Raw genomic sequence first — 23,508 nt, 5'->3', positions numbered from 1 at the left:
AGGGACCTTGAGGCTCACGGGTCGGGCGGTCAGTGCCCTGTGTTCGTGTGGCCCCCTTGGTGCACGGTGGTCCAGGTGCGGCCGCCGTCCTTGGACTCGTGGACGGCGTCGTTGCTGTCGGCGGCCAGGAGACGGCCGGGGCCGACCGCAGTCAGCACAGAGCCCCGCACGCCGCCCGGGAGGCAGCCCCGTTCGGTCCAGGAGATCCCGTCGGTCGCCACCGGAGAGGACCTTGCCGTCCCGCGGTGAGGGCGATCAGCCGGCCGGGAGCCGGCTGCTCCACGGCGGCCAGGGCCGGTGCGTCGGGAACCGGCTGGAGGGCGGCGCCGCTGTCGGTGCTGTGCAGCAGCCCGTCGGGGCCGGCCGTCCACACCTCCTGCGGCGTCCCGGGGGGGGACGGCGAGGTCATCGGCCGGGATCTTCGCGCGCCGCTCCCAGGTGGCGCCGACGTCCTTGCCGGCCCAGACCTGCGAGGTCCGGCTGTCGAGGCCGTGGAGGATCAGGCCGGCCTGCTGGAGGGAGTGGAAGTCGGCTTCGTCCGCGGCGGAGACGGTGGTCCAGGTCTGGCCGGCGTCGGCGCTGCGGATCAGGCCCAGATACGGAGAGGTCGCGGCGGGGGCGGTCGGTGAGGGGTGGTTGCCGGCGAGGAGGGTGCGCGGGCCGGTGACGGTGAAGCCCATCGCGTCCTGGTAGCGGTCGGTGATCCGTACGGCGCCGGTCGGGATGAGGCCGAAGACGCCGAGGTGCCCGGCGGCGTAGAGGGTGCCGTCGGCCGGGTCGACGCCGAGATCGTGCAGGTGCCCGACCCCCGGGTCGGCATCGCTCGTCGCGTCGGCCTGGTCCTGGGCGGGCGCGGTGCCGGTGGTCGAGCACAGGCGGTCAGCAGCAGCGCGCCGGTCGCCGCAGCGGCCACGAACGCGGCGCTGCGGAAGCGGATGGTCATGTGTGAGGTCCAGAACGCTTGGAGGGGAAGAACGGCTGGCCGGCCCGGGTGCGGACAACCGTTGCCGGCTGTCCGCACCCGAGGTGTGCTGATGCGGCTCAGCTCTTGCCGAGGAGGTTGTTCATCCGGGCGATCTCCGCGCTCTGGGACGTGATGATCACCTGAGCCATGTCCTTGGCGGGCTGGTACGCGCCCTGGGCCTGCCCGGTCTTGGCCATGACGACGGCGCCTTCGTGATGCTTGATCATCGGCTGGAGGAAGGCGGTGTCGAACGCCTTGCCCGAGGCCGATTCCGGCTGCTTCGTCTCCTCGGCCGTCACCATTCCGGACATGTCATGCCCGCCGTGACCGACGCCCTCGGCCGGGACCCGCTCGTCCCAGGAGGTCAGCCGGCCGGAGAGGGCCCTGATCTCCGGGTCCTGGGCCTTCTTGATCTTGTCGGCCAGCTTCTTCACCTCGGCCGACTCGGCGCCCGTCACGGCGAGGTCGGCCATCTCGATGGCCTGACGGTGGTGGGGGATCATCCCTTTGGCGAACGCGGTGCCGGCGGCGTTGTGGTCGCCCTGCTGCGCGAGGACGGAGGCGGACGAGGAGGCGGCGCCGTGCCCGTTGTGGGCCGAGCCGCCGCTGTCATTGCCGTTGCCGCAGGGGGCGAGGATGAGAGCGGCGGTGGCGGCCGCGGCCACGGCGGTGGCGCGGCGGATCAGGGAACGCTTGGTGCTCATGGTGCAACTCCTGCGCTGGGACACGCGCGCGTCTGCGAACGTGCGGAAGTGAGGCGGGGCCGAGAGGCCGGCCGGCCCTCTGGGGGCCGGGCATGCCGGGGCCGCCCTATATGCGCAGGGGTTGCATTTCGCTCAGTGACGGCGGTGCCCGTCCACAGGCGGTGGCGTCGGGGATGACCCCGTGCGCGAGAACCGTCTGGGCTTCGGCGTGGTCGGGCAGGACCGCGGGCGCGGGCAGGACCGGGGCGCCGGCCGTGCCGGTGGCGGCGGCCGTGCCGATGGCGGCGCACGTCGCGTCGGCGTGCTCGGCGCGTCCGCCGCCGCCGTTGTCGGCCGGATCGTCGGCATGGACGCACTCCTCCTGGCATGCAGCACCGTCGGGGATCGCCTGCCCGTGGTCGGCGGCCGACGCGTGGTGGGAAGTGGCCGCCGCGTGCGCGGCGGCCGGCGCGGGGGCGGGTCCCAGGCCGTGCCCGGCCACCAGCCCTGCCAGTACGACCACATCATCTGCATCTCGATCAGCATCGCCACCCTGCTCACCACCTGCCTGCTGCCGGACTCGCGCTCACCGTCTTCACCGTGGTCCGCGCCCCCGAGACGGGCTGGGGAAGCGCGCAGACGGTCCTTCAGCTGATCGCAGGCACCGCCCCGCTGATCGTGTTCGTCCTCATCAAGCGCTCCGCGAAATCGCCGCTGATGCCGCTCGGCATCTGGCGCATCCCCGGTCTCGGCGTCTCCAACCTGGCAATGGCACTGCTGGGTGCGTCCTGAATCCCGATGCGGTACTTCCTCAACCTCCACCTCCAGCAGGTCCTCGGCTACGGCGCCTTCGCATCCGGCGCAGCCCTGCTGCCGATGACCGGCCTGCTGATGCTCTTCATGACCACCGCCAGCGCCCGCCTGCTCGGCCGCTTCGACCCCAAGCCGCTCATCACCGGCGGCCTGCTGGTCCTGACCGCGGGCCTGGTGTGGCTCTCGGCCGCCCGCCCCACCGGCAGCTTCCTCGCAGACGTCCTGCCCGCCTCACTGGTGGCAGCCCTGGGCATGGGGCTCGCTTACATCCCGACCCTGATGGCCGCCATGTCCCCACCCCCCAGGAACAGACCGGCCTCGCCTCCGGCATCGTCAACACCACCTACCAGGTCGGCCCCGCCCTCGGCCTCGCCGCCCTGACCGCGCTCGCCACCTCCCAGTACGTCGGCGCACTCGGCAGACCTGACCGCCCTCACCAACGGGTTCAGCACCGCCTTCCTCGCCGCCGCAGGCTCCCTGGCCACCCTCACTCCCATGGGCGGCAAACCGCAGAGCCCGCCAGTCGAAACCGCCACCACCGAAGGGGCCGCACAGCCTCAGCACGCCGGGAACCGACCACAAGGGGAACGAGAGACCCGCCGCTACCCATCGATGGGCCCTCCCCATCGATGGGTCCTCCCCATGGCCGCGCACAGCGGCACAGAGGCAAGGAGGAGAGCTCCCGTGTCCCTTGTGCCGGGAGCCGACGGCGACCGACCCCCTCCCGTGCACCTGACCGAGGCGACCCGCACCTCCCTGTCCGCAGGCCTCACGCCCGCGGACAAGGGCCCCAACCGTCGCGGGGCGTCAAAGGCTTGATGCCGGATCTGGCAACCCCTCCCCTCATACCCCTAGGGGGTATATAATGGATGGTGTGAGCCCGCGGGAGCGGGTCACACTGGACGGGATTGGGGATGATGGTCATGGATCACAGCGCACACCACACAGCCGCCGCACACGACCACGCCGTGCACCAGGCGCACGCGGGTCACGCCGGGCATCAGATGGGCGGCGTGACGTGGGGAGCCGCCGCGAAGGCGACGCTGCACTGCCTGACCGGATGCGCCATCGGTGAGATCCTCGGCATGGTCATCGGCACCGCCCTGCTGTGGGGCAACGTCCAGACAATGGTCCTGGCGATCACCCTGGCGTTCGTCTTCGGCTACTCCTTCACCCTGTTCGCGGTCCGCAGGGCAGGCCTGGACTGGAAGAGCGCGATCAAGGTCGCGCTGGCCGCCGACACCGTGTCGATCGCGGTGATGGAGCTCGTCGACAACGGCATCATCGCCCTCACCCCCGGCGCGATGGACGCGCACCTGTCGGACGCACTGTTCTGGACGGCACTGCTGGGCGGCTTCGCCGTCGCCTTCCTGGTCACCACGCCGGTCAACAAGTGGATGATCGGCCGCGGCAAGGGCCACGCCGTCGTCCACGCCTACCACTGACCCCGACCGTACGGCGCCACGTCCGGCCGCACCGTGAGGTGCGGGAGTGTTCAATGATCGGCGGATCCGATGATCAAGGAGACGCCAGATGAGCGACACCACCATCGAGCGGATAGCGGATAGCGGACACCGGCCAGGTGGCGGCGGTCGTGCCGGTGAGTGACGAGCAGTTGGTCGCGATGCTGGTGGACCGGGCCCGCGAGTGAGGGTCTGCAGTTGACCGGGGAGGGCGGGCTGTTGCAGCAGCTGACCAGGGGGTCCTGGAGTCCGCCCCGGAGGGCGAGATCACCGATCGCCTCGGATACGAGAAGCACGACGCCGAGGGCCGGGGCAGCGGCAGCGGCAGCGGCAGCGGCAGCGGCAGCTCCCGCAACGGGACGCGGGCGAAGACGGTGCTGAGCGGTGCCGGTCCCGTCGAGGTGAAGGTCCCCCGGGGCGTGGCGGGCACGTTCGAGCCGGCCGTCGTCAAGAAGCGGCAGCGGCGCCTGTCCGGCGTGGACGAGATGGTGCTGTCGTTGTCCGCGAAGGGGCTCACCCGCGGTGAGATATCCGCACACCTGGCCGAGGTCTACGGCGCGAGCGTGTCCAAGGCCACGATCTCCACGATCACCGGCAAGGTGATGGACGGCATGGCGGAGTGGTCCAACCGGCCGCCGGACCGCGTCGGCCCGGTGCCGTTCGCGGACGCCATCAACGTGAAGATCCGTCCGGGACGGGCAGGTCGCGAACCGCCCCGTCCACCTCGTGATGACGGGCCACCGACCCGGCCGCGGCCGCGCTGTGCGGCAACAGTCCGGGTGTCGAGGGTGAGGGTGAGGGTGGCGACGAACGCCGTGTTGGGTCCGCAGTGTTTCAGTACGGCCGGCCAGTGGGGTGCGTCGGGGGCGTGAGTGAGGGTGTCCGGGGGGTGCGACCGGCCCAGCGGTGGGCGTGCAGGCGGGTCAGGGCCGCGTAGGCGCCGAGCAACTCGTCGCTGTCGCGGGTGCGGCGGTAGGCCACAGTGCGGGTGAGAGCGAGCTTCTCCCAGGCGCGCTGGCGTCGTTTGTGATCGCGCCGGGTCGAGGGACATCGCCTCGTAGGCCACCGGCAGCGGAATCTCTGCGCAGTCGGCCACCTCGGTCCGCCGGCCTCCGACGGAGACGGGTACGGCGGGTGTGAGGTGCCGGGCGAGGTCGCCTTGTGCGGGAAGGCCGCTGACCTCGACGTCGTGGCCTTCTCGGGCCAGGTCGTGGAGGTAGCGGGCGAAGGACGCGACAACTTGCGGGTCGTGTGCGGTCGGACCGACGGGCCGGGCGTACTCACCCATCGGGGTCGACAGCGCGTACGTCCGTACCCGGCCGCCCTCGCGGTCGTGGACCAGGGGCAGGGCGGCCAGGACCCGTCCGGCTGTTTCTTCACACAGGGCTGTGACCGGGCGGTCGGTGGGCGGGAGCTGCCCGGCCCATCCGGTGGGCCAGGACGGCAACTGGTAGGGAGATGCCTCCGGGGCCTGGTCGTAGAGCTCGGCCCAGGATGAGGCGAGGTAGGCGTCGGCGGCAGGTCCCTCCAGCGTGCGCAGGGTCACGCTCATGATCGCCCTCTTTTTCTTCGGGCGCCCAGGTGCCGCCTGAACCTCATGCTCAGGCCCCCGCTGCGGTAAATCCCGGCATCAAACCTGAATTAGCTCGAACGGGTATGTTCCACAACCCCTGCACCGCGCACATGCCGTCGACCCCGCTGTTCGAGTGCCGGGGATGTGCTTCCGCGCGCCCCCGAACCGCTCGCCCTGCATCCTCGCGCCCGGGCGCACAATACTTCGGTCCGCTCGCACTCGCTCTTCGGGGGGAAAGCTCGTGGCACCTGTGTTCCGACGCCTGGTCGCCGCAGCCGTCACCGCCGCCCTGGCCGTAGCCCTGCCGCTCCTGGCCGCGGGGCCGGCCCAGGCGGCGGCGCTGGTCGCCTGCACGGGGACCGCCGACCAGCAGTACAGCCCCGGGCTGACGCTCGCCCAGCAGACCGTCCAGTGGAACAACGGCGACACCAGTACCCCGCACGCCACCAGCATTCCCGTACGGACCCTGGGCCAGACCGTGGTGGTTTCCAGCGGCACCATCACCGCAGGCCGCTACACCGGCGCCACGTTCGTCCAGACGGTCACCTTCGCCACCCCTCTCAACCAGTCCCTCGCCTGCCTCACTCCCACCGGCGTCACCAGTGTCAGCGGCATGCTCACTCTCACCATCACCAGCCTCTGAACTCTCACTTCCCCGCGTCCGTGGGGCAGCCCGGGCCGCCGGTGACCTTCCGTGGCCCGGCCAAGGAAGGAAGGTGTACGGATGACGCGTATGTCATGGGCCGGACTGATCTCCGCCGTCGCGGCCCTGATGGTCTTCGCGATGCCGGCCCACGCCGCAGCCACAGCGCCGCAACAGCCGCTGTCGGCGGTGCAGTGCACGGGCTCGGAGACAACCACCTACAGTCCCGGAGTTGTCTTCCGGCCCCGGAACATCAGCCTGACCACCACCGGCAGTTTCACCTCCTGCCTCGACACCACCAGCCAGGTCACCGCCGGCGCCTACGCAGAGACGTTCACCCTCTTCGCCGGGTGCAACAACCTGCTGGACGACTTCACCGGGCAGCGCGTCATCACCTGGAACACCGGCGCCACCAGCGTGATCACCGGCAGCGGCAGCAGCACCGCAGTCCTGGGCCAGGTCATCACCACCTTCACCGGCACCGTCACCCAAGGCCTCTTCCAGGGATCCAGCGTCCTGCAAACGATCACACTGCCCCAACCCAACACCCTGAAGTGCCTGACGACCGGGATCACCGAGGCCACCGGCATCACCACGCTGACCCTCACTTGACCGGTGTCGAGCCGGGCCCCCGGGCAGCAACGTGATCCCGGCCCCCGAGGAGAAGACCCCGCTTCTCCTCAGAGGACCGGGACCGGGCCAGCCGGCGCAGTGCTGCAACGCTCGGCGCCGGCCTGCCTTCTACATGATGGAGCGGTCCAACGAGGCGCTCATGATGCACGGCACCACCTCGGCCCTGTATCCGGCGATCGCCTCGCTCGACGTGGCCGGGGCCATGATGGACGGGCCTCAGGGCGAGTGGCTGGTCAATGAGGCGGTGACCGAGGCGATCCGGTTCCGGCAGGCGGTCGTACGGACCGGGCGCAGGATCGTACAGGCCGGTGACCGGCCGCCGCCCGCTTCCGCCACTACGAGGCACGGTCGGGGAGACCGTTGCTCCATGACCATCTGCTGTTGTCCGTGAAGGGGCAGCGCCTGGACGGGAAGTGGGGCTCGATACACACCACGGCCCTGCACGAGAACACCGTGGCCGCCTCCGCGCTCTACAACGAGCTCGTGGCCGCTGAGGTCTGCGAGGCGCTGGGGCCGGCGACCGAGCCGCGCACCGTCACCCCGGGGCGACGGCCCGTGATGGAGATTGCCGGGGTGCCGCACGAGCTGATCCGCTGGACCGCCCGGCGCAGCGACCAGATCACCGCCTGCCTGACCGAGCTGGAGCACGAGTACGTCACCGCCGTCGACGACGACGGTGAAACGAAGTTCCTGCCCGTGGTCTCCGAACGGACCCGCGCCAAGCTGAACGCTCATCAAGGTCAACGGCGTGCTGGAGTATCTATGGCGAGCCGTCGACGCCGGCGGCAACGTCCCCGGCATCCCTGTGCGGAACCGGCGGGACAAGGCCGCCGCCAGGCGGTTCTTTTGCCACCTGACGATGAAGACGCGTGCAGTGCCGCGGGTGGTCGTCACCGACAAGCTGCGCTCCCACAGCGCCGTGTCAACGGCGAGGTCATGCCTTCCGTCGGGCACCGCGCTCATAAAGGCCCGAACAGCCGGGCCGAGAACAGCCACCAGCCCACCCGACAGCGGGAACGCGCGTGAAGGGCCTTGCGATCCACGGGCGCGGCACAGCGGTCCCGGTCCGCGCTCAGCGGCATCTCGCCGCACTTGCGGCCCCACCGCCACCCGATGCCCGCACATCACTACCGAGCCGAGACGATCGTCCGCTTCGCCGTCCGGGATCAGATCACCGGCGCCGCCGACCGGCCCACCACGGCCTGAAAACACGACCGCACCCGGGGCCCATCACACCCCGACACACCGTCAGACAATCACGTACCCAACAACATGACAACGCCGTCGGCATACCAAGACGCCATGCTGCTGGGCTTTTCCGGCCGAGGACGTCCGCAGAAGGGCTGTGGCCTACGGCGGAACATAGCGAACATGTCCGGGATGTCGGCGCGGAACTCAGGATTTGCAGCTTCATCGAGTGATCGGCAAGCTCGCGTCGAACGAGCCGAGACCCGCGGGTCCAGCGCCTCGCGCTGGACCCGCGGGTCTCGAAGCCGGTCAGATGGTCGGGGAATCTGCCCCTTGTGTCCCTTCGGAGCACCGACGAAAGGTGTTCCAACGCACCGACGAAACGGGCGGGTCGTGATTACGATCCGCCCGTTTCGCTATGGTCCGGGCTGGTCAGTACCTGTCGGGTGTGGAAAGAGCCGGGGCGGCAGCACGAAGACCGCCGCCGACTTGGCGCCTGTGGCGGTCCCGGTGATCGGTTGTGAGGGAGGCCGCACGGACTCGACGACCGCGACGGGTACGCCTGGCGCCATCTCCACTCCTGCACGGCGGCCACGTGAGCTTGGTTTCGGCTCGGCGCGTTCAACGTGGGAGGGGCGCTGTACGGCGGTTGCTTGGCGATGAAGGATCGCAGGTCCGGCGCGGCGGCGGTTCGGGCGCCGCGCCGGGGGGTGGTTCAGCGGCGGCGTGGGCGCGGGGCCAGCTTGTACAGGGCCATTCCGGCCGCGACGAGGGTGGTGGCCGCCACAATGAGCGCCATGCTGTGAAGGCCCGTGCCGGTGGCGGCCAGGGCCGCACCGCCCGTGCCGGCGGTACCTGTTCCTATTACTTTTCCGTACATCGATCTCTCCTGTGGGCAGCGGCAACAACGGCACAGGTCTCAGGCGTGCCGCACTGCCGCTTGGATAGTGAAAGGTGGTGTGGGGGGTGGTCAGGTGGCGACCCACTTCTCCTCGCTACGCCGGACAAGGCCCCACAGGGAGGCGAAGTAGACGGCGTGCTGGAACAGGTCGTAGAGCATTTCCGGCACCATCAGCAGGGCCGTGAAGACGGCCCGGGGGCCCGCGCGGCGCACGGAGACGACCTTTTCGATGACGAAGATCAGACCTATGGCGGTCCAGAAGAGCGACAGCCCGGTCCAGCCGTAGAGGGTGAGGGTCAGGGACATGAAGGCGAGGTAGATCAGGAAGCTCAAGGCGCCGAAGCCGAGCATGAACTGCTGCAGGAAGTAGCGTGCGGTCACCCGGGTGAAGCCGTAGTCGCGCAGGTTCTCCAGGGCACCGCGCTGCCAGCGCAGACGCTGGTGCCACAGTTTGGGCAGGGTGGTCATGATCTCTGTGGTCACCGCGCAGCCGGCCGGGGACATGGTGCGGTAGCGGAGGGTCTTGATGGCCTTGGTGATCTCGTCGTCCTCGGTGAGCGAGGCGAGGCTGTAGTAGCCGGTGCCGCCGCCGATCCGCCCGGCCAGGCGGGCGGCGCGTACCTCGCGCAGCACACGGGCCCGGAATACCGTGCCGGTGCCGGTGAGGACCTGGGCCTTGCCACCGGATCGCCCGATCTCCCAGGCGTAGCGGTGGAACTCCATGCGTTGCAGCAGCCCGAGCAGGCCGCCGCCCTCCTCGCCGTAGAACACCCCACCGACCGCGCCCACCTTGTCGCCGAAGGTGGCGATGGCCGTCTCGACGAACACGGGGGCCAGGATGGTGTCGGCGTCCTGCACGAGCAGCAGGTCACAGTCGTCCAGAGAGGGGAGCACCCATTCGATGGCCTGGTTAAGGGCGCCGGCCTTCTTGTGGGTGTTGCCTTCGGTGGGGAAGACCTGAGCGCCGTGCCGCACGGCGATCTCGGCGGTGGCGTCGGTGCAGTTGTCGGCGACCACCACGACCAGGTCCGGACGCCTGGCCTGCCGCCACAGGCCTTCGATGGCGGCGCCGATACGTTCCTGCTCATTGTGGGCGGGGATGAGGGCGATCAGCCTGGGGCCGCCCTGTGGGACATCGCGCGGCGCGCGGTCGTGGCGCGGCGCCGACGGCTGGTGCGCACGGCAGTCAGCCAGATCGAGCACGGTGGACTCCGAGTTGGTCAAGAGGGTGCCCGACCTTCAAAGCCAGGTCCAAGCAAAGCGGATCTTGGCAAGAAAACACTTGAGATGACAAGTCGGCTCAAGTGAACACACGACCACAGGTGCCTCACCAGGTCCGAGACAGACACCCACGAAACCCCCGTTGGACGTCGACGAGTTGACTGACGGTCTGGTCAGGTCGTGAACGAAGGGCGCGTCGCCCGGCGGGAAAAGATCTCCGACAGCGTGGGAGACGATCTCCAGGCAAGGGCACATCGCCCCTGGTCAGCGAGTTCCGTCGGGGCACCCCTTCTGACTCTCGGAGGCCGAGGGCTGCCTCCAGCGTGTCGGCGTGGAAGCAGACGGCCGCGCTGTATGCCTCCGCGGCGGGGTGGAGACCGAAGAATTCCGCAATCGCGCCAGCGATGGTCTCGTCGCACCCGTCGGGGAACCGCTCCAGCTCACGCAGCATCGTGGCGAGGTTCGCGGCCTGCTGTCCGTCGACGGAGATCTGCTGGGGCAGGGTGGGGCCGGTGGTCATGTCGCGTCCTGTTTCTGTTCGGTGAGCTGGACTTCGAGGTCGGCGATGCGCTTGTCGGCGAAGCAGACGTTCTCGCGGGCAGCGGCCAGCTTGCTGGTCAAAGACTCGCTCTGGGCGGACAGCTCACGGACCGGCTTCTTCAGGGCACCGTTGTCGGTGATGATCCGGGTGATGTCCCCCTGGCTCCACTCGGTCTGGAGGTCCCGGATCTGTCCGAGGAGATCGGCGATCTGCTCGCGTTGGGCCAAGATCTCAGCGTGGGCACTCTTGAAGTTTTCCCGTGATCCCGGACACGTGATCGTTATGCCGCGAGGGTGTGCTGATGCCGCTGCCTGGTCTCGGCCGGGGTGAGATATCCGAAAGTCCGGTGCTTGCGCAGGCGGCGCCACCGTCGTCCCGGATGCGCTCTACGCGGTTGGCTCTGTCCGTGAAAGGGACAGCACTTCGACAGCAGTACGGGAGGCATCCGGGCGTTGCGGCGGGATCGGGTTGTTCACGAGTTCCGACAGCACGGGCCTGCGGGAGATGCCCCGGCGAGCGACTCTGAGGCGTGGCCCGCATTCGTCTCTGTGCCTTCTGCTTGGCCCTGCTGCCGAGGAGCGCGTCGGCCAGGCGCCGGTAACTGGGCCCCGGAGTGTCGCTAGTGCTGTGACCGGACACTTTCACCGCAGTGGGAGCTCAGATCTGGCTAAGGCCTGTCCCGTAACTGCTGGTCACGGGTGAGATGATCTTGGTGTGGCTGGTGTGATCACGGCGTCGGAGCCGTCTTGGATAGCCCCGTTCACCGGGCTGAGCCCGCGCTGTTTCGGGAAGCTGGTGACCGTGCTGCGACGCGAGGGTGCGGATGCGGTCCGCAAGGGCCGGCCGTGGAGCCTTCCGCTGGAGGACCGGGCCCTGCTGGTCGCGGCGTACTGGCGCACCAACCTGACCATGCGCCAGCTCGCCCCGCTGTTCGGGGTCTCCAAGTCGGCGGCCGACCGCATCATCGACCACCTCGGGCCGATGCTCGCGCTCCAGCCCCGCAAGCGGTTCGCCAAGGACACCGTGCTGATCGTGGACGGCACTCTGGTCCCGACCCGGGACCACGCCATCGCCGCGCAGTCGAAGAACTACCGGTACTCCACCAACCATCAGGTCGTCATCGACGCCGACACCCGCCTGGTCGTCGCGGTGGGAAGACCGCTTGCCGGAAACCGCAACGACTGCAAAGCCTGGGAGGAATCCGGCGCCAAGGCAGCCGTCGGCAAGACCCTCACGATCGCCGACGGTGGCTACCCCGGCACCGGACTCGTCATGCCACACCGCCGGCGCAAAGGCGAAGAACTACCGGAGTGGAAGCAGGCGCACAACAAGTCCCACAAGCAGGTCCGCGCCCGCGTCGAGCACGTCTTCGCCCGCATGAAGACCTGGAAGATCCTCCGCGACTGCCGCCTCAAAGGCGACGGAGTCCACCACGCCATGCTCGGCATCGCCCGCCTGCACAACCTCGCTCTCGCCGGGTAGGCCAACGGACCGCACAGCGACCAGCCCTACCCAAGACGACTCGAAGATCATTTACGGGACAACCCTTATGCTGCACATCTCGAAATAGCGTTCGGTTGCAAAGGGGGCAGGCAGATGTTGATCGAGGTTGCAGGAGTGCGCGTACCTGTGGGGCGGGCGGCAGAGGCAGCGCGACTGGTATGTGAGGAATACGCTGACGACGCGCTGTACCACCACTCTGTGCGGTCATACTTCTTCGGCGCGGCTTGGGCGGAGACACGTGGCCTCGACTTCGACCGGGAGCTATTCTTCGTCTCGGCATTGCTGCACGACTTGGCTCTCACTCCGCCCTTCGACAGCCACACGCTGCCGTTCGAAGAGGCTGGTGGCCACCTGGCACGGGTCTTCACGGCCGGTCTTGGCTGGCCGACCGAGAGACGCGATCGGGCGGCTGAGCTGATCGTGCTCCATATGCGGGACGACGTCGCGCCGGAAGTAGACGTGGAGAGTCGGCTGTTGCAGGTGGGGACCAGCGCGGATGTCTCCGGGGCAGGGATGGAAGCCTTCGACGCGTCGTTCAGAGACGCGCTGGTTGAGGCGTACCCCCGACTGGGCTTTGCCAAGTCCTTCGTGCACCTGTTCCAGGGGCAGGCGGAGCGCAAGCCAGGATGCGCGGCGGCGGAGTTGGTAGCGGGAGGATGGGCGGAACGGACCATGTCGAACCCGCTCGATCAGGGCTGAGTCCGCGAGTGAGGTTCCCCTCGTAGCGTGGAGCCCGTGACAGCAGGGGATGTTGGTTGTCATGGCGGAGAAGCGTCGGAAGTTCACGGCGGGGTTTCGTGAGGGGCCGTACGTATCGTGACGGAGACCGGGAAGCCGGTCCCCGAGGTCGCGGAGGACCTGGTGATCAACGAGACAACGCTGGCGACCTGGGTGTCGCGCGCGAAGCGGGCCGGGCAGGCGGGGCCGGAGGACAAGGACGCGTTGACCGCCCGGCTGCCGGCTTCGATCGCGGCGTTGAAGAAGGACAACAAGGAGCTGGGGTTGGAGCGTGATGTCCTCAAGCGCCGCATGGTCCTGTGGGTGAAGTAGCTGCGGCGGACCCGGCCGCCGTGGCCGGGGTGATCAGCGACAACAGGACCGAGCACGGCATCCCGCACACCGTCTCGTGCCGCGTGCTGGGCGTGAGCGGGTCATGGTTCCACAAGTGGCGTGACCGTCGCCCGACCAGGCGTGCGGTACGTCGGCAGCAGCCGGCCGACGAGATCGGTGAGATCTTTGCCGGCTCCGGCGGCACCTACGGATCGCCGAAGATCTTTGTCCTGCTGGTCCGCAGGGGCTGGCGCGTCTCGGTGAACACCGTCGTGAAGCTGATGGCCGAACGCGGCCTCGTCGCCCGGGTGGTCAGACGCCGAAGCGGGCTGACCAGGCCGGGGAAGCGACCGGCCGCACCGGACTTCGTCAAGCGGGACTTCACCGCCGACGAACCCGACCTCGTCTGGGCGGGCGATATGACGGAGATCGTCACCGAGGCGTTCAACAGCGTCCTCAAGGTCGAGTACGTCCACCGTCACACCTTCCGCACCTGTGCCGAGGCCCGGATCAGAATCGCTACCTGGATCACCGACTTCCGCAACACTCGTCGGCTGCACAGCGTGTGCGAGTTCAAGAGCCCGATCGACTACGAGAACGAAGACCGAGCCGGCCCCACCGTGGGGCCGGCTGCACAGGAAGGACTCCACAGCTCGAGAAGATTGACAGGACTTCGAAGTGACCACCAGCATGCCCGGCCTGGGCATCATCCTCGGCGCCGAGTTCCTGGCCACGACCGGCGGCGACATAAGCCTCTTCGGCACCGCAGACCGCCTCGCCGGAGTCGCGGCGTTGCACCCGTTCCCCGCGACTCCGGCAAGATCAGCGGCAGCCTCCACCGCCCACGCCGTCACAACCGCCGGCTCCAACGCGTCTTCTGCATCTCCGCGTTGTTCAGCATCCGTCACTGCGAGGACTCCCGCCGGTTTTACGAACGCAAGCGCGCCGAAGGCAAGCGCCACATCCAGGCCGTCCTGGCCCTGGCCCGCCGTCGCGTCAACGTCCTCTGGGCCCTGCTACGAGACGGACGGTCCTACGAGGCCGTGCCTCCCACTGCCCAGGCGGCTTGGCAATCGGCATGAGGAATCAATGACGGCCTCCGTTCCTGGGCGTGACACTGCGGCGGCCAGCTCCTCGACTTCCACGGTGGTGCTTCAGTAGCTGAGCACGACACAGCCGTTGGACGCCTGGTTTCCCGTGAAGCCCTGGAACGAGCCGCCGGCCGCGCCGTCTCCGCCACGCCCGGAGCTGGCTGGGCAGGATGCGGGGACCGTTCCGCCGGCGGCGCCGCCGGTTCCTCCAGCGTTGCTGGAGAATCCGCCAGAGCCGCCCTGGGTGCCGGCGGTGCCCGCGCTGAGGGCCACCGCAGTGCCGTTGCAGGTGGTGGGGGCTCCAGCGGCTCCGCCTGGCCCCCCACCGGAGGAGCCGAGCCCGCGGCTGCCGCCGTAGCCGAAGCCGGCTGCGGCCCTCATGGCGCCACCCATGGTGATGGTGGAGGTGTTGCCGTTGCCCCCGTTGTTGTATTCCGAGCCTCCCCAGCCTGCAGTGCCGACGCCGATGGTCAATGTGGCGTTGGGGCTGACGGTCAGTGTGCATTTGACAGTGGCGCCACCTCCGCCGCCGCCACCACCGGTACCGGGAAGGATGGCACCGGCCGTGCTACCGCCTCCGCCGCCGCCAGCCGCAGTGACCGAGACGGTGATCTGCGTGACCCCGCTGGGAACGGTGAAGGTGAAGGTGCCGGGGGTGCTGTAAGTCGAGGTGGCCGCGTGGGCTGGCGTGGCCGCGACTACGGGCAGCAGGATACCCATGGCCGCCACAATGCCGGTCAATATTCGCTTCGGTCGTGGACCAGCAGTGCCGAGAACTGAACGCATGAATCCTCCTCTGAGGGGTTCGCACGGAGGTGTGTCCGTCACCGCAAGTCTGAGAGATTAATATGCTCTTATCCAGGGAAACTGAATTTCGTTCAGAATCAATCATTTATCGCACTCGTACAAGCAAAATCGGTCATTGCTGATCCTGGGGAAGTAAAACCACCTATACCGGGCCGGCGTCCCGGTCACCAAAGCCGTACTGGAAGCGACGATGGACGCACGCCACCTTGGCCTCGACCTGCATTTCCCACAGGCCTTCCTCACCTACGCCGCGATCGAGAGCGCGAACGCACGGATCCGCATGGCCGTCCGCGCTCGCGGGCACTTCCCGAACGAGCAAGCCGCCATGAAGTGCGTCTGCATGGCGCTGATGGGCGCTGTCACGTTGTTGGGTGTGTGCGTGCCTGACGGCGCGTCGGGACGTGGTGGGGTCGGATTCCGGTCAGCCAACGTGACCGTGCCCATCGGCGGTCGCATCGCCCGATCCACCGCCCACTGCCGTCGCGCCCCCGCAGGCGTCTCCAGCACCTTCTGCATCTGGTCTCACCCCATCGCACACCTCCATGATCAAGGTATTGCGACGACTGATTGAATCCGCCTTGCGACCCGTAATCCGTGATCCGTGATCCGTGATCCGTGATCCGTATGCATGATCGATCCATCGAGACTGCCGCGGGTCCGCGCGGCGGCCGCCAGGGCGTCGGTGACGAGTTCGGTTCGCATGTGGCCGGCGATCGCCCACCCGGCCAGTCGCCGGGAACACAGGTCGGTGACGGGCGCGAGGCAGAGCGGCTTCGCGCCGCTGACCGGCAGGTATGTGATGTCGCCGACGTACTTTCTGTTGACCGCGGCCGCGGTGAAGTCACGGCCGATCAAATCCGGTGCCTTCGCGGCGGCCGGGTCCGCGACGGTGGTGCGGTGCCGGCGGCGCAGGCGGACTCCCCCGAGCCCGATGGTCCGCATGATCCTGGCGACGCGTTTGTGGTTGACCACCGAGCCGCCCTCGTCGCGGAGTTCGGCGGTGGTCCCGGGGCTCCGTAGGTGCCGTCGGAGTCCTGGTGGACCTTGCGTATCCGGGCCGCGATGCCGGCTTCAACTGCCTGCCGGGCCGTCCGCGCGGCCGCGGTGCGGCGCCAGTAGCAGAAGCTCGAGCGGGAGAGGCCGAGGATGTCGCAGAGCCGCTTCACGTCGAACCGGCGCTGGTGGTCGTCAACGAACCGGCAGCGGTTCACCAGCGCGTCCCCGTCGCGAAACACCGGGCCGCCTTGCGGAGAATTTCGCGCTCTTCCTCCAGCCCACGGATCCTCTTGCGGGCCGCGGCGAACTCTGCCTGAACACCGTCGCCGCCGGCCGGCGCGGCGGCCGCCGGCGAGGAGTGGGCGCCTGGGCGGCGCCCGTCGGCGGCCCGGATCCAGTTCCGCAGCGTCTCGGTGTTCACCCCGAGATCCCCGGCGACCGACCTGATCGTCGCTCCCGGCCCCGACCGGTACAACGCGACAGCATCCGCCTTGAACTGGGCGGGATAGTGCTTCATCCCCACGGGAACTCCGTTCTCCTGGACCTTCAAGGTCCAAGTGTCTTCGGTGCTCGAAACCCGGGGTCAAGGCCCGCCCCTGGCCCGCTGCCCGAACTGGACACGGCCGCACCGCATATCCGCGACTTCGGCGAGATACTCAGCAGCCACCACGCCGCCTGCCCGGATCGGCACAGTCGAGGCCGGCCCTTGGCCGCACCGGCTTCGCACTCCACCTGCTCCGGGACCACCGGGCGGGCCCGGCCTTCCGCCGAGCCCGCCACGCCGGCTCCACTGCGGAGCCGGACCTGTGTCACATCGTCAGCGCCGCAGTGTCAGCAGACCTGGCCGGTAGGGCCATTGACCGTACTCGCCACCGGAGTCGGGGTCGCGTCCCTGGTAGAGGAATTGCAGGTTGCAGGGATCGACGGTAAAGGTCTGATCGGCGCTGGCGCGGATCAGTTCGCCATGGCTGATGTCGTTGGTCCAGGTGGCGCCGCTGTTGGCCTTGCCGGCGAAGGGGTTGCTCTCGGTCGCGGCCTGGGGCGTCCACGAGCCGTTCAGACTGGTGGCCGTGAACGAGCGGAAGTAGCGGCCCTGCGAGCCGATCGCCTCGACGAGCATGAGGTAGCGGTTCTGGCCTTGGAGCTTGTAGACCTGCGGGGCTTCGAACAGGTTGTTCGTCGTGTCGCTCATGATCGTTGTGTAGGTCGAGCCGAAACTGCCCGGGAAGTTCCCGATCGGCATGCTGGCCCGGTAGATCTTGCCGTTGTCACCGGCGAAGAACAGGTACATGTTCGTGCCGTCGGCGATGAGCGTCTGGTCGATGGGGCCTGTCGTGGAGCCGGTGATGCTTCCGGAGAAGAGCTCCTGCTCCGCTGACCAGCCGTTCGGGTTGGTGGGGTCGCTCGACGTCCGGTAGGAGAAGGCGGTCCTGCCCCACTGGTAGGCGAGCACCCAGATGTTCTTCGGCGCGAAGTAGAAGAGCGTGGGCGCGACGACGGAGTTCGACATCGCGTTCTGGCCGGCCGAGGCCATATCCGGCCAGTTGGTGAACGGGGTGAAGTTCATCGAACCCCAGCCCGCTCCCGTTCCCGCGGCGCCGTGCGTGGTCGCATAGACGAGGTGCTTGCCGTTGTAGGGGGCGACGGTGAAGTCCTTGAGCGAGGCCCAGCCCTGCTTGGGCTGCGCCAGCGCGCCCGTCGACGACCAGCGGTACGCCGACGGGAGTTCGCACGTCGGGCTGGGGTTGCCGGCGCCGACCCGGACGAGCTGCCACTGCTGATTGGTGCCGCCCCAGTCGTCGTACTGGACGATGTTCGCGTTGTCGGCGGTGGAACCGCCTTGTACTTCGAGGGCCTTGCCGCTGTGGCGCGCGATCAACCTCACGTGACCGTCCGAACTGTCGGCCAGCCGCCACTGCTGGTTGGTGCCGTTCAGGTCGGTCCACTGGACGATCGCACCGCCGTTGGCGGTGGACTTGTTGTGAACGTCCAGCACCTTGCCGGAGTGGCGGGACTTGACGCGGTAGTAGCCGCCGCCGGAGTCGACGAACTGCCACTGCTGCTGGTTCTGATCGTTCCTGGTCCACTGGGTGATGCGGGCGCCGTCGTTGGTCGCCAGATTGTGGACGTCCAGGGCCTTGCCGCTGTTGCGGTTGACCAGCACGTATGAGGCGTTGGGGTCGACGGTCGCCGCGGCGGCGGGCGGGGCACTGAGGAGAGTGGCCCCGAGCAGCAAGGACGACAGGACCGCGAGTACGAGACTCAGGACCAGGGGTGGATGGCGAAACCGCATCAGAAGAGCTCCTTTGAGTGACGGAGGTGAGGTGACCCCGACACACCGCGGAGCGGCCGCGTCGGGGAGGCGGGGACGGGATAGGGGTGAAGGAGGCCGCACATACCGAAGAGCGGGTGCTCCGGGCGCTCCAGTCGTGACACTTCGCCGTGGCCGAGGTGGGAGAGGTCTCCGGCCTTCAGCCGTTCCAGCTGGCGGCCGGTCTCGACGGCCGCGGCCAGGGGGCCGTCACGCCAGCGGGTCCACCAGGCGTCCAGGAGCTCACTCTTCAGGCGATGGGCCGCGATGTGGAACTCTCGCAGTCCACCTTCGCGCAAGGCCAGGAAGCCCTCGAGTGCGAGGTCGCGGCGGCGGCGCGCTGCCACGGCCTGGTCGCCGGTCAGGGCGGCCGCCGCCTGGTAGGCGTGAGGATCGGCCAGCACGGGAGCGGGGAAGGTGAAGACGGCGTCACCCGCCTCGGGCAGTCCGCTGTTCTGCATGAGCACCACGAGGCGCAGACCCCCGTCGTTGACGAGACGGTGGATCGTGCCGGGGGTGAACCAGACGACATCGCCGGGGTGCAGCGGAGTGTCGGCGAAGCCGGAGGCGGTGAGGGTCTGGACGCTGCCCGCGCCGCCGGTGACGACGTAGGCTTCGGAGCAGACGAGGTGCATGTGGGGTGTGCCGCCGCACAGCCCGTCGGCGGCCTCCCAGTCGTACACGGTCAGCCCGGAGATTCCCACACCGCCGGGGAGCGGGGTCACCACGGGTGTTCCGTGACATGGCGGGTCAGGCGCCCGGGGGTCCACGCGCCGTCGGCCACGACGACCCGGTAGCGGCGCGACAGGGTGTCGCCCGGGGCCAGCGGCAGTTCCTTGTCGAACGCCAGAGACGGGTTGACGGCGGGGATGGGCTCACTGCGGACGAACCAGCGGCAGGGGGCGTCCGGATCGTCCAGGAACAGCAGCGTGGAGGAGCGGTCGACCTCGTCGTGCGTGCCGACGAAGGCCAGCCAGTCGCCCTGCTCGCCCATCGCGGGGCCGATCACGTCGCCGCCGGTGAATTCGCGCGGGCCGCGCCAGAACAGACCGGAGTATCCAGCGAGTTCCCTGCCCTGAGTACCGGGGCTGCCGAACATCAGATCGGTGTCGTGGACGTTGGTCAGCGCGGTGGTGACGTCCAGGGTCCAGGAGTCGGCCTCGACGTCGCGTGCGGTCAGCGTGCGGCGCTCGTCGATCCAGTGCTCCCCCGCCATCGTGCGCCAGGCCAGGTCCTCGGTGATGACCGTGCGGCCGTGGCCCGTTTCGGCGGATACGGCGAGGCTGCGCATCGTGCCGAGGTTCGGCAGGTCCACGTAGCCCTGGCCGCGCAGGTAGGTGCCGCCGCCCCAGAAGTTCTGCCCCGACACCCACGACGCCGTGACCTGCAGGCCTTTGTGCCAGCGGTGGTCGTGCGGCCGGTACCCCGTGACCACGTCGCCGGCGAGCGTGCGCACCGGATGCAGATAGGGCTTCGGCGCCTCGAAGGGGTCCATGACCGGCCGGTGCACGTACCGGAAGAGGTCGACACCGCGAGCTCGGACGATCAGCGAGTCCTCGTTCTCGAGGAGTTCGAACGTCATCGGAACACCTCCGGGCGCCCTCCGTTGAGCGAGCCGTAGAACGGGTCGGCCGCGTCGATCTCCCCGCGCCGGACCGGCAGGCCGGTGATCGCGGCCTTGTACAAGGCGGTCACCAGTTCCATGGTGGACCTGCCGAGGTCGGGCCGGATCCCCGTCTCGTAGCCGTCCAGGAAGGCCGCGAGCTGGGCGGTGTGCGAGCTGGGCAGGTCGTCCGGCGGGTCCCACTCCACGCCGGACGAGCTGGGGGTGAACGTCCAGTCCGCGTTGGAGTAGCCGTACAGATGCCGCAGTTCGACCGTGGCGTCGGTGAGGTCGAACCGCAGGTAGCTCTCCTCGCGTGGGGAAAGGACGCTGTTGACGACCGTCGCGATGGCTCCGCTCTCGAAGCGGACGAGGGCCGCGGACACGTCCTCGGTCTGGACGTCGCGCTCCAGGCAGCCGGCCATCGCGCGCACCTCGGCCCATTCGCCGAGCACCGCGAGCATCAGGTCCATCTGGTGGATGCCGTGGCCCAGCGTCGGGCCACCGCCCTCGCTCTCCCATGTGCCGCGCCAGGGCACGTCGTAGTAGGCGTCGTCGCGGTACCACGCCGTGACACACTGCGCGACCAGCGGACGGCCCAGCGCCCCCGCCGCGATCCGGTCGCGCAGGTACCGGGCCCCCGTGCCGTACCTGTGCTGGAACACCGCGCCCGCGACGGCGGACCCCTCGGCCGCATGGATCCGGTCGAGTTCGGCCAGCGACAGCGCCACCGGTTTCTCACACCACACCCACGCCTGCGACTCCAGGCAGGCCACGGCCTGGTCGGCGTGCAGGAACGGAGGCGTGCACAGGTGTACGAGGTCCGGCCTCTGCTCCTCGAGCATCGTGTGCAGGTCGGTGTAGACCGCGGGGATCCCGTGTTCGGCCGCGAACGCCTCGGCGCGCGCGGCGTCCACGTCGACAGCTGCCACGATCTTGGCCCGGTGCGCCTGCGCCCGGAGAGCGGGGACGTGGCAGATGCCCGCGATCCCGCCCGTTCCGACGATCACCGTTCTGATCATCCGCCCAGCACCTCCTTGATCGAGTAATAGGCGGGCTTGGGCAGCAGGTTCTCGTCGTAGGGCAGCGCCGCGCCCTCACCGGGGAAGACGGAGGGGATCCACGAGTACTTGTCCGTGTAGTCCCAGATGGTGATGCCGACGCATTTCTCGACCGCGAGGCAGGCCTTGACGTAGTCGGCGTACCAGGTGGCCTGGGTGGCAAGCTTCTCCGCGGTCGCGGGGAGGTTCATCCGGATGTCGAGTTCGGTGACCGCGACCTCGACCCCGAGATCGGCGAAGCGCTGCATGTTCTGCCGGACGTCGGCGGGGAAGCCGTACTGGAGTGCCAGATGGCCCTGGATGCCGAAGCCCTCCACCGGAACGCCGTCGGCCTTCAACTGCTTGATCAGGGTGTAATAGGCGTCGCTCTTGGGGCCGATCCCGTCGACGTTGTAGTCGTTGAGGTACAGCTTGGCCTTCCGGTCGGCCTCGTGGGCCCAGCGCAGGGCGTCGGCGATGTAGCCGGGGCCGAGCGTCTTGTAGAAGAGCGACTCGCGGTAGGTGCCGTCCTCGTTGAAGGCCTCGTTGACGACGTCCCAGTGGATCACCTGGCCCTTGAAGTGCCGGACCACCGTCTGTATGTGCTTCTTGAGGACGGCGCGCAGCTCGTCGGCGGTCCAGGTGCGCTCGGTCAGCCAGGCGGGGAGCTGGCTGTGCCAGACGAGGGTGTGGCCGCGGACCTTCTGGTGGTGGGCCTTGGCGAAGGCCACGACCTCGTCGGCGGCGGTGAAGTCGAAGACGCCGCGCTCGGGCTCGGTGGCGTACCACTTCATGGCGTTGCCGGGGGTGGTCTGCCCGAATTCGCTGCCGAGGAGCTTCAGATAGGCGGCGTCGGTGAACTCGGGGTTGTCGGTGGCGGAGCCGAAGTACTTGTGGTGCTTCTTGGCCAGTTCGCCGAGCGTCCTGGGGCGGGGCTCGGCGGCTGCGGGCGCGGCGGCGAGTCCGGCCGTGAGGCAGATGGCGGCGGACAGGGCGGTGAGAATCCGGGACACGGACATGACGGGTTGCTCCTTGGGTGCTGGGCGGTTCAGTCGAGGACGATCGTGGTCAGTGCGCGCGGGGCGAGTTTCGCCGTGAGGGTCGTGCCGTGCGTGGAGACGATGTCGGCCGGGGTGATCGAGCGGGTCTCGTCGGTGACGTAGCCGTCGGGGTGCCGGTCGTGTCCGCCGCGAAGGGAGAACTCGGCGGACTTCTCGGTGGTCGCGGTGTTGAGGATCTGGATCACACGGCTGCCGTCGGTGTTGCGGAAAGCCGTAATCTGCAGTGCCGGGTCGGCGTTCGCGGCCGGCACGCGGACGGCGCCGGGGCGGATGAACCGGCTGAAGGCGGCCAGCGCCCAGTACCGCTTGGACACCCGGTAGTCGTCACCGGGGTTGGCGAGCTGGATGAGCCCCCGGGTCGCGCCGAGGGACGCGCCGGTCCAGTAGACGTAGGCATTGGCGTTGCCGACGGTCAGGGTGTTCTGGATGTCGGCCGCGACGGTGAGACCGTCGTAGCCGCTGCCGTCGTCCCAGTTCTCGTTCCAGGTCGAACCGTCCGGCGACCATTCCGACATCCACACACGCTTGTCGGTCGGCTGCGGGACCTCGGTCGGACCGCTGTAGCGGTGGCCGGTGATGGTCCGCACGGCCTTGTCGGCCGCCGGGTCCGCCTCGATGGCCTCGGTGAAGGCGACCTGCCGGTCCCAGCCCGCGGCGTCGCAGCAGACCACCCCGGTCTTCAGTCCGGACGCGCGAACGGTCGGCCCGAGCACCTTGAGGAAGTCGACAGCCTGCTGCGGGGTGAACCGCATCGAGGCGTAGGTCGCCGTCCAGTCGGGTTCGTTGGTGAACCCCAGGTCGGTGATCCTGATGCCTTCCTGCCGGTAGAACTTCGCGTACTGGACGAGGTAGTTCGCGTAGGCCTGGCGCCATTCGGGCCGCAGCTCGCCGCCGTCGTTCTCGCTGGCGTTGGTCTTCATGAAGGCCGGGGCGCTCCAGGCGTCGGCGAAGAACCGTTCGACGCCGTATGCCTTGGCCTCCTTGGCGAGCCAGACCTGGCCGCCGTCCCAGCCGTCCCAGACGTACTTCGGCGTGGCGTCCGGCCCACCGGGATCGGCCGGCAGGATCGTCGGCATGTGGTCGTAGACCCTGTCGGTCGACGACCCGATGCCCAGGCGCAGGATCGAAAGGCCCGCGCCCTTGTCCTTGCTGAGCAGCAGATCGAGCACCTCACGCTGCTTGGCCGGACTGAGGCCGCGCGCGCCGTGCAGCAGGTCGGCCCGCTGGAAGGCCATCGAGAAGCCGAATCCGTCGATGGGCTGGAGTTCGGCGCGGAAGTCGATGGCGGGTCGGGTGGGGGCGGGAGCGGCGGCGGGGCGCGCGGGGTCGGCCGCGGCCTGTGATGTGAGCGCTAACATCAGAAGCGCCGTCAGTACGGTCATGCGTTTCACAAGGTCTCCTCGGGGGTGGAGGTCACACGGGA

General features: G+C 68.9%; 22 protein-coding genes and 8 pseudogenes. 14 read left to right on the top strand and 16 right to left on the bottom strand.

Translation table 11 applies throughout. The features are described 5' to 3' along the window. Positions 1-29: 29 nt before the first annotated feature. The 3 genes from BN1555_RS33870 to BN1555_RS33860 all read right to left on the bottom strand — a co-directional run bounded on the left by BN1555_RS33870 (position 30) and on the right by BN1555_RS33860 (position 2,170). Positions 30-1,001 carry a hypothetical protein gene (locus BN1555_RS33870; protein ID WP_093802960.1) on the bottom strand — a complete coding sequence of 324 codons (972 nt, stop codon included), beginning with the start codon at positions 999-1,001 and terminating at the stop codon, positions 30-32. A gap of 40 nt (positions 1,002-1,041) precedes the next feature. After that, positions 1,042-1,668, bottom strand: coding sequence for a DUF305 domain-containing protein (locus BN1555_RS33865; protein WP_093802959.1), 627 nt, complete (start codon positions 1,666-1,668; stop codon positions 1,042-1,044). Positions 1,669-1,774: 106 nt separating this feature from the next. After that, positions 1,775-2,170: a DUF6153 family protein gene (locus BN1555_RS33860; protein ID WP_093802958.1), complete on the bottom strand. Its 396-nt coding sequence runs from the start codon at positions 2,168-2,170 to the stop codon at positions 1,775-1,777. Between the two features lie 50 nt (positions 2,171-2,220). On the opposite strand from BN1555_RS33860, the pseudogene BN1555_RS33855 reads away from it, so the two are divergent. The 8 genes and pseudogenes from BN1555_RS33855 to BN1555_RS40955 form a co-directional block, all read left to right on the top strand. Then, positions 2,221-2,946, top strand: a pseudogene (locus tag BN1555_RS33855) (MFS transporter); the annotation flags it as partial. A 437-nt stretch (positions 2,947-3,383) separates the two neighbouring features. Beyond that, on the top strand, positions 3,384-3,905 hold the full coding sequence (locus tag BN1555_RS33850) for a DUF4396 domain-containing protein (protein WP_093803848.1): 522 nt from the start codon (positions 3,384-3,386) through the stop codon (positions 3,903-3,905). Positions 3,906-4,109: 204 nt separating this feature from the next. Beyond that, a pseudogene (locus tag BN1555_RS33845) lies at positions 4,110-4,646 on the top strand (transposase); the annotation flags it as partial. A 1,091-nt stretch (positions 4,647-5,737) separates the two neighbouring features. Continuing rightward, the gene (locus BN1555_RS33840) at positions 5,738-6,139 is read left to right on the top strand and encodes a hypothetical protein (RefSeq protein ID WP_141662933.1); all 402 of its coding nucleotides are present in this window, start codon (positions 5,738-5,740) and stop codon (positions 6,137-6,139) included. Positions 6,140-6,220: 81 nt separating this feature from the next. Further along, entirely contained in the window at positions 6,221-6,751 is a 531-nt protein-coding gene (locus tag BN1555_RS33835; protein ID WP_141662932.1) for a hypothetical protein, read from the top strand. A 136-nt stretch (positions 6,752-6,887) separates the two neighbouring features. After that, positions 6,888-7,163, top strand: coding sequence for a hypothetical protein (locus BN1555_RS33830; protein ID WP_255306317.1), 276 nt, complete (start codon positions 6,888-6,890; stop codon positions 7,161-7,163). Continuing rightward, positions 7,133-7,372 (top strand): annotated as a pseudogene (locus BN1555_RS40960) (relaxase domain-containing protein); the annotation flags it as partial. The gene BN1555_RS33830 and the pseudogene BN1555_RS40960, both read left to right, overlap by 31 nt. Before the next feature lie 133 nt (positions 7,373-7,505). Continuing rightward, positions 7,506-7,978: pseudogene (locus BN1555_RS40955) on the top strand (DDE-type integrase/transposase/recombinase); the annotation flags it as partial. Positions 7,979-8,675: 697 nt separating this feature from the next. Here the strand turns inward: BN1555_RS40955 and BN1555_RS39335 are convergent. The 3 genes from BN1555_RS39335 to BN1555_RS39330 form a co-directional block, all read right to left on the bottom strand. After that, the gene (locus BN1555_RS39335) at positions 8,676-8,840 is read right to left on the bottom strand and encodes a hypothetical protein (RefSeq protein ID WP_176710231.1); all 165 of its coding nucleotides are present in this window, start codon (positions 8,838-8,840) and stop codon (positions 8,676-8,678) included. A 90-nt stretch (positions 8,841-8,930) separates the two neighbouring features. Beyond that, entirely contained in the window at positions 8,931-9,974 is a 1,044-nt protein-coding gene (locus tag BN1555_RS33820; protein WP_255306477.1) for a glycosyltransferase family 2 protein, read from the bottom strand. A gap of 624 nt (positions 9,975-10,598) precedes the next feature. Then, positions 10,599-10,850 carry a hypothetical protein gene (locus BN1555_RS39330; RefSeq protein WP_093802953.1) on the bottom strand — a complete coding sequence of 84 codons (252 nt, stop codon included), beginning with the start codon at positions 10,848-10,850 and terminating at the stop codon, positions 10,599-10,601. A gap of 487 nt (positions 10,851-11,337) precedes the next feature. Between BN1555_RS39330 and BN1555_RS33805 the strand changes: the two genes are divergently transcribed. The 5 genes and pseudogenes from BN1555_RS33805 to BN1555_RS33785 all read left to right on the top strand — a co-directional run bounded on the left by BN1555_RS33805 (position 11,338) and on the right by BN1555_RS33785 (position 14,258). Continuing rightward, positions 11,338-12,105, top strand: a complete 768-nt coding sequence (locus BN1555_RS33805) for a transposase (protein WP_093796984.1) — start codon at positions 11,338-11,340, stop codon at positions 12,103-12,105. Between the two features lie 114 nt (positions 12,106-12,219). Next, positions 12,220-12,825, top strand: coding sequence for an HD domain-containing protein (locus BN1555_RS33800; RefSeq protein ID WP_255306315.1), 606 nt, complete (start codon positions 12,220-12,222; stop codon positions 12,823-12,825). 117 nt (positions 12,826-12,942) lie between these two features. Further along, positions 12,943-13,176: a transposase gene (locus BN1555_RS33795; RefSeq protein ID WP_176710230.1), complete on the top strand. Its 234-nt coding sequence runs from the start codon at positions 12,943-12,945 to the stop codon at positions 13,174-13,176. Next, a pseudogene (locus BN1555_RS40950) lies at positions 13,164-13,766 on the top strand (IS3 family transposase); the annotation flags it as partial. The gene BN1555_RS33795 and the pseudogene BN1555_RS40950, both read left to right, overlap by 13 nt. Before the next feature lie 100 nt (positions 13,767-13,866). Continuing rightward, a pseudogene (locus BN1555_RS33785) lies at positions 13,867-14,258 on the top strand (transposase). A gap of 72 nt (positions 14,259-14,330) precedes the next feature. Here the strand turns inward: BN1555_RS33785 and BN1555_RS33780 are convergent. Continuing rightward, complete coding sequence (locus BN1555_RS33780) at positions 14,331-14,987, bottom strand: glycine-rich domain-containing protein (RefSeq protein ID WP_093802951.1); 657 nt, start codon at positions 14,985-14,987, stop codon at positions 14,331-14,333. A gap of 265 nt (positions 14,988-15,252) precedes the next feature. On the opposite strand from BN1555_RS33780, the pseudogene BN1555_RS38250 reads away from it, so the two are divergent. Then, positions 15,253-15,417 (top strand): annotated as a pseudogene (locus BN1555_RS38250) (transposase); the annotation flags it as partial. Positions 15,418-15,620: 203 nt separating this feature from the next. On the opposite strand, the gene BN1555_RS33770 reads toward BN1555_RS38250, so the two are convergent. The 9 genes and pseudogenes from BN1555_RS33770 to BN1555_RS33735 form a co-directional block, all read right to left on the bottom strand. After that, positions 15,621-15,986, bottom strand: coding sequence for a DDE-type integrase/transposase/recombinase (locus BN1555_RS33770; protein WP_369689039.1), 366 nt, complete (start codon positions 15,984-15,986; stop codon positions 15,621-15,623). Further along, positions 15,987-16,064 (bottom strand): annotated as a pseudogene (locus BN1555_RS40945) (IS3 family transposase); the annotation flags it as partial. A 217-nt stretch (positions 16,065-16,281) separates the two neighbouring features. After that, positions 16,282-16,587, bottom strand: coding sequence for a transposase (locus BN1555_RS33765; RefSeq protein WP_218058222.1), 306 nt, complete (start codon positions 16,585-16,587; stop codon positions 16,282-16,284). A gap of 300 nt (positions 16,588-16,887) precedes the next feature. Further along, the gene (locus tag BN1555_RS33760; protein WP_093802947.1) at positions 16,888-18,363 is read right to left on the bottom strand and encodes a non-reducing end alpha-L-arabinofuranosidase family hydrolase; all 1,476 of its coding nucleotides are present in this window, start codon (positions 18,361-18,363) and stop codon (positions 16,888-16,890) included. Then, the gene (locus BN1555_RS33755; protein ID WP_093803843.1) at positions 18,363-19,106 is read right to left on the bottom strand and encodes a cupin domain-containing protein; all 744 of its coding nucleotides are present in this window, start codon (positions 19,104-19,106) and stop codon (positions 18,363-18,365) included. Before BN1555_RS33755 ends, BN1555_RS33760 begins: the two co-directional genes overlap by 1 nt. Beyond that, entirely contained in the window at positions 19,103-19,963 is an 861-nt protein-coding gene (locus BN1555_RS33750) for a DUF6807 domain-containing protein (protein WP_093802946.1), read from the bottom strand. Before BN1555_RS33750 ends, BN1555_RS33755 begins: the two co-directional genes overlap by 4 nt. Then, a complete protein-coding gene (locus BN1555_RS33745) occupies positions 19,960-21,006 on the bottom strand; it encodes a Gfo/Idh/MocA family protein (RefSeq protein ID WP_093802945.1) in 1,047 nt (348 codons plus the stop codon). The genes BN1555_RS33750 and BN1555_RS33745 overlap by 4 nt, the downstream gene beginning before the upstream one ends. Further along, complete coding sequence (locus tag BN1555_RS33740; RefSeq protein ID WP_093802944.1) at positions 21,003-22,043, bottom strand: glycoside hydrolase family 10 protein; 1,041 nt, start codon at positions 22,041-22,043, stop codon at positions 21,003-21,005. Before BN1555_RS33740 ends, BN1555_RS33745 begins: the two co-directional genes overlap by 4 nt. A 29-nt stretch (positions 22,044-22,072) precedes the next feature. Then, positions 22,073-23,467 (bottom strand): glycoside hydrolase family 30 protein, encoded by a 1,395-nt coding sequence (locus tag BN1555_RS33735; RefSeq protein ID WP_176710229.1) that lies wholly within the window; start codon positions 23,465-23,467, stop codon positions 22,073-22,075. Positions 23,468-23,508 lie beyond the last annotated feature (41 nt).

This window comes from Streptomyces sp. Wb2n-11 (assembly GCF_001049855.1).
GTDB classification, from domain to species: Bacteria; Actinomycetota; Actinomycetes; order Streptomycetales; family Streptomycetaceae; genus Streptomyces; species Streptomyces altiplanensis.
Note: the sequence above shows the minus strand (reverse complement) of the source record. Positions and strands in the feature narration are given on the sequence as shown.

What these genes read in the sequence shown, in the direction of transcription:
- BN1555_RS33865 (WP_093802959.1), bottom strand. Translation starts at nt 1,668, where the DNA reads ATGAGCACCAAGCGTTCCCTGATCCGCCGCGCCACCGCCGTGGCCGCG.
- BN1555_RS33850 (WP_093803848.1), top strand. Translation starts at nt 3,384, where the DNA reads ATGGATCACAGCGCACACCACACAGCCGCCGCACACGACCACGCCGTG.
- BN1555_RS33835 (WP_141662932.1), top strand. Translation starts at nt 6,221, where the DNA reads ATGACGCGTATGTCATGGGCCGGACTGATCTCCGCCGTCGCGGCCCTG.
- BN1555_RS33830 (WP_255306317.1), top strand. Translation starts at nt 6,888, where the DNA reads ATGGAGCGGTCCAACGAGGCGCTCATGATGCACGGCACCACCTCGGCC.
- BN1555_RS39335 (WP_176710231.1), bottom strand. Translation starts at nt 8,840, where the DNA reads ATGTACGGAAAAGTAATAGGAACAGGTACCGCCGGCACGGGCGGTGCG.
- BN1555_RS33800 (WP_255306315.1), top strand. Translation starts at nt 12,220, where the DNA reads ATGTTGATCGAGGTTGCAGGAGTGCGCGTACCTGTGGGGCGGGCGGCA.
- BN1555_RS33780 (WP_093802951.1), bottom strand. Translation starts at nt 14,987, where the DNA reads ATGGGTATCCTGCTGCCCGTAGTCGCGGCCACGCCAGCCCACGCGGCC.
- BN1555_RS33765 (WP_218058222.1), bottom strand. Translation starts at nt 16,587, where the DNA reads ATGAAGCACTATCCCGCCCAGTTCAAGGCGGATGCTGTCGCGTTGTAC.
- BN1555_RS33760 (WP_093802947.1), bottom strand. Translation starts at nt 18,363, where the DNA reads ATGCGGTTTCGCCATCCACCCCTGGTCCTGAGTCTCGTACTCGCGGTC.
- BN1555_RS33750 (WP_093802946.1), bottom strand. Translation starts at nt 19,963, where the DNA reads ATGACGTTCGAACTCCTCGAGAACGAGGACTCGCTGATCGTCCGAGCT.
- BN1555_RS33745 (WP_093802945.1), bottom strand. Translation starts at nt 21,006, where the DNA reads ATGATCAGAACGGTGATCGTCGGAACGGGCGGGATCGCGGGCATCTGC.
- BN1555_RS33740 (WP_093802944.1), bottom strand. Translation starts at nt 22,043, where the DNA reads ATGTCCGTGTCCCGGATTCTCACCGCCCTGTCCGCCGCCATCTGCCTC.
- BN1555_RS33735 (WP_176710229.1), bottom strand. Translation starts at nt 23,467, where the DNA reads ATGACCGTACTGACGGCGCTTCTGATGTTAGCGCTCACATCACAGGCC.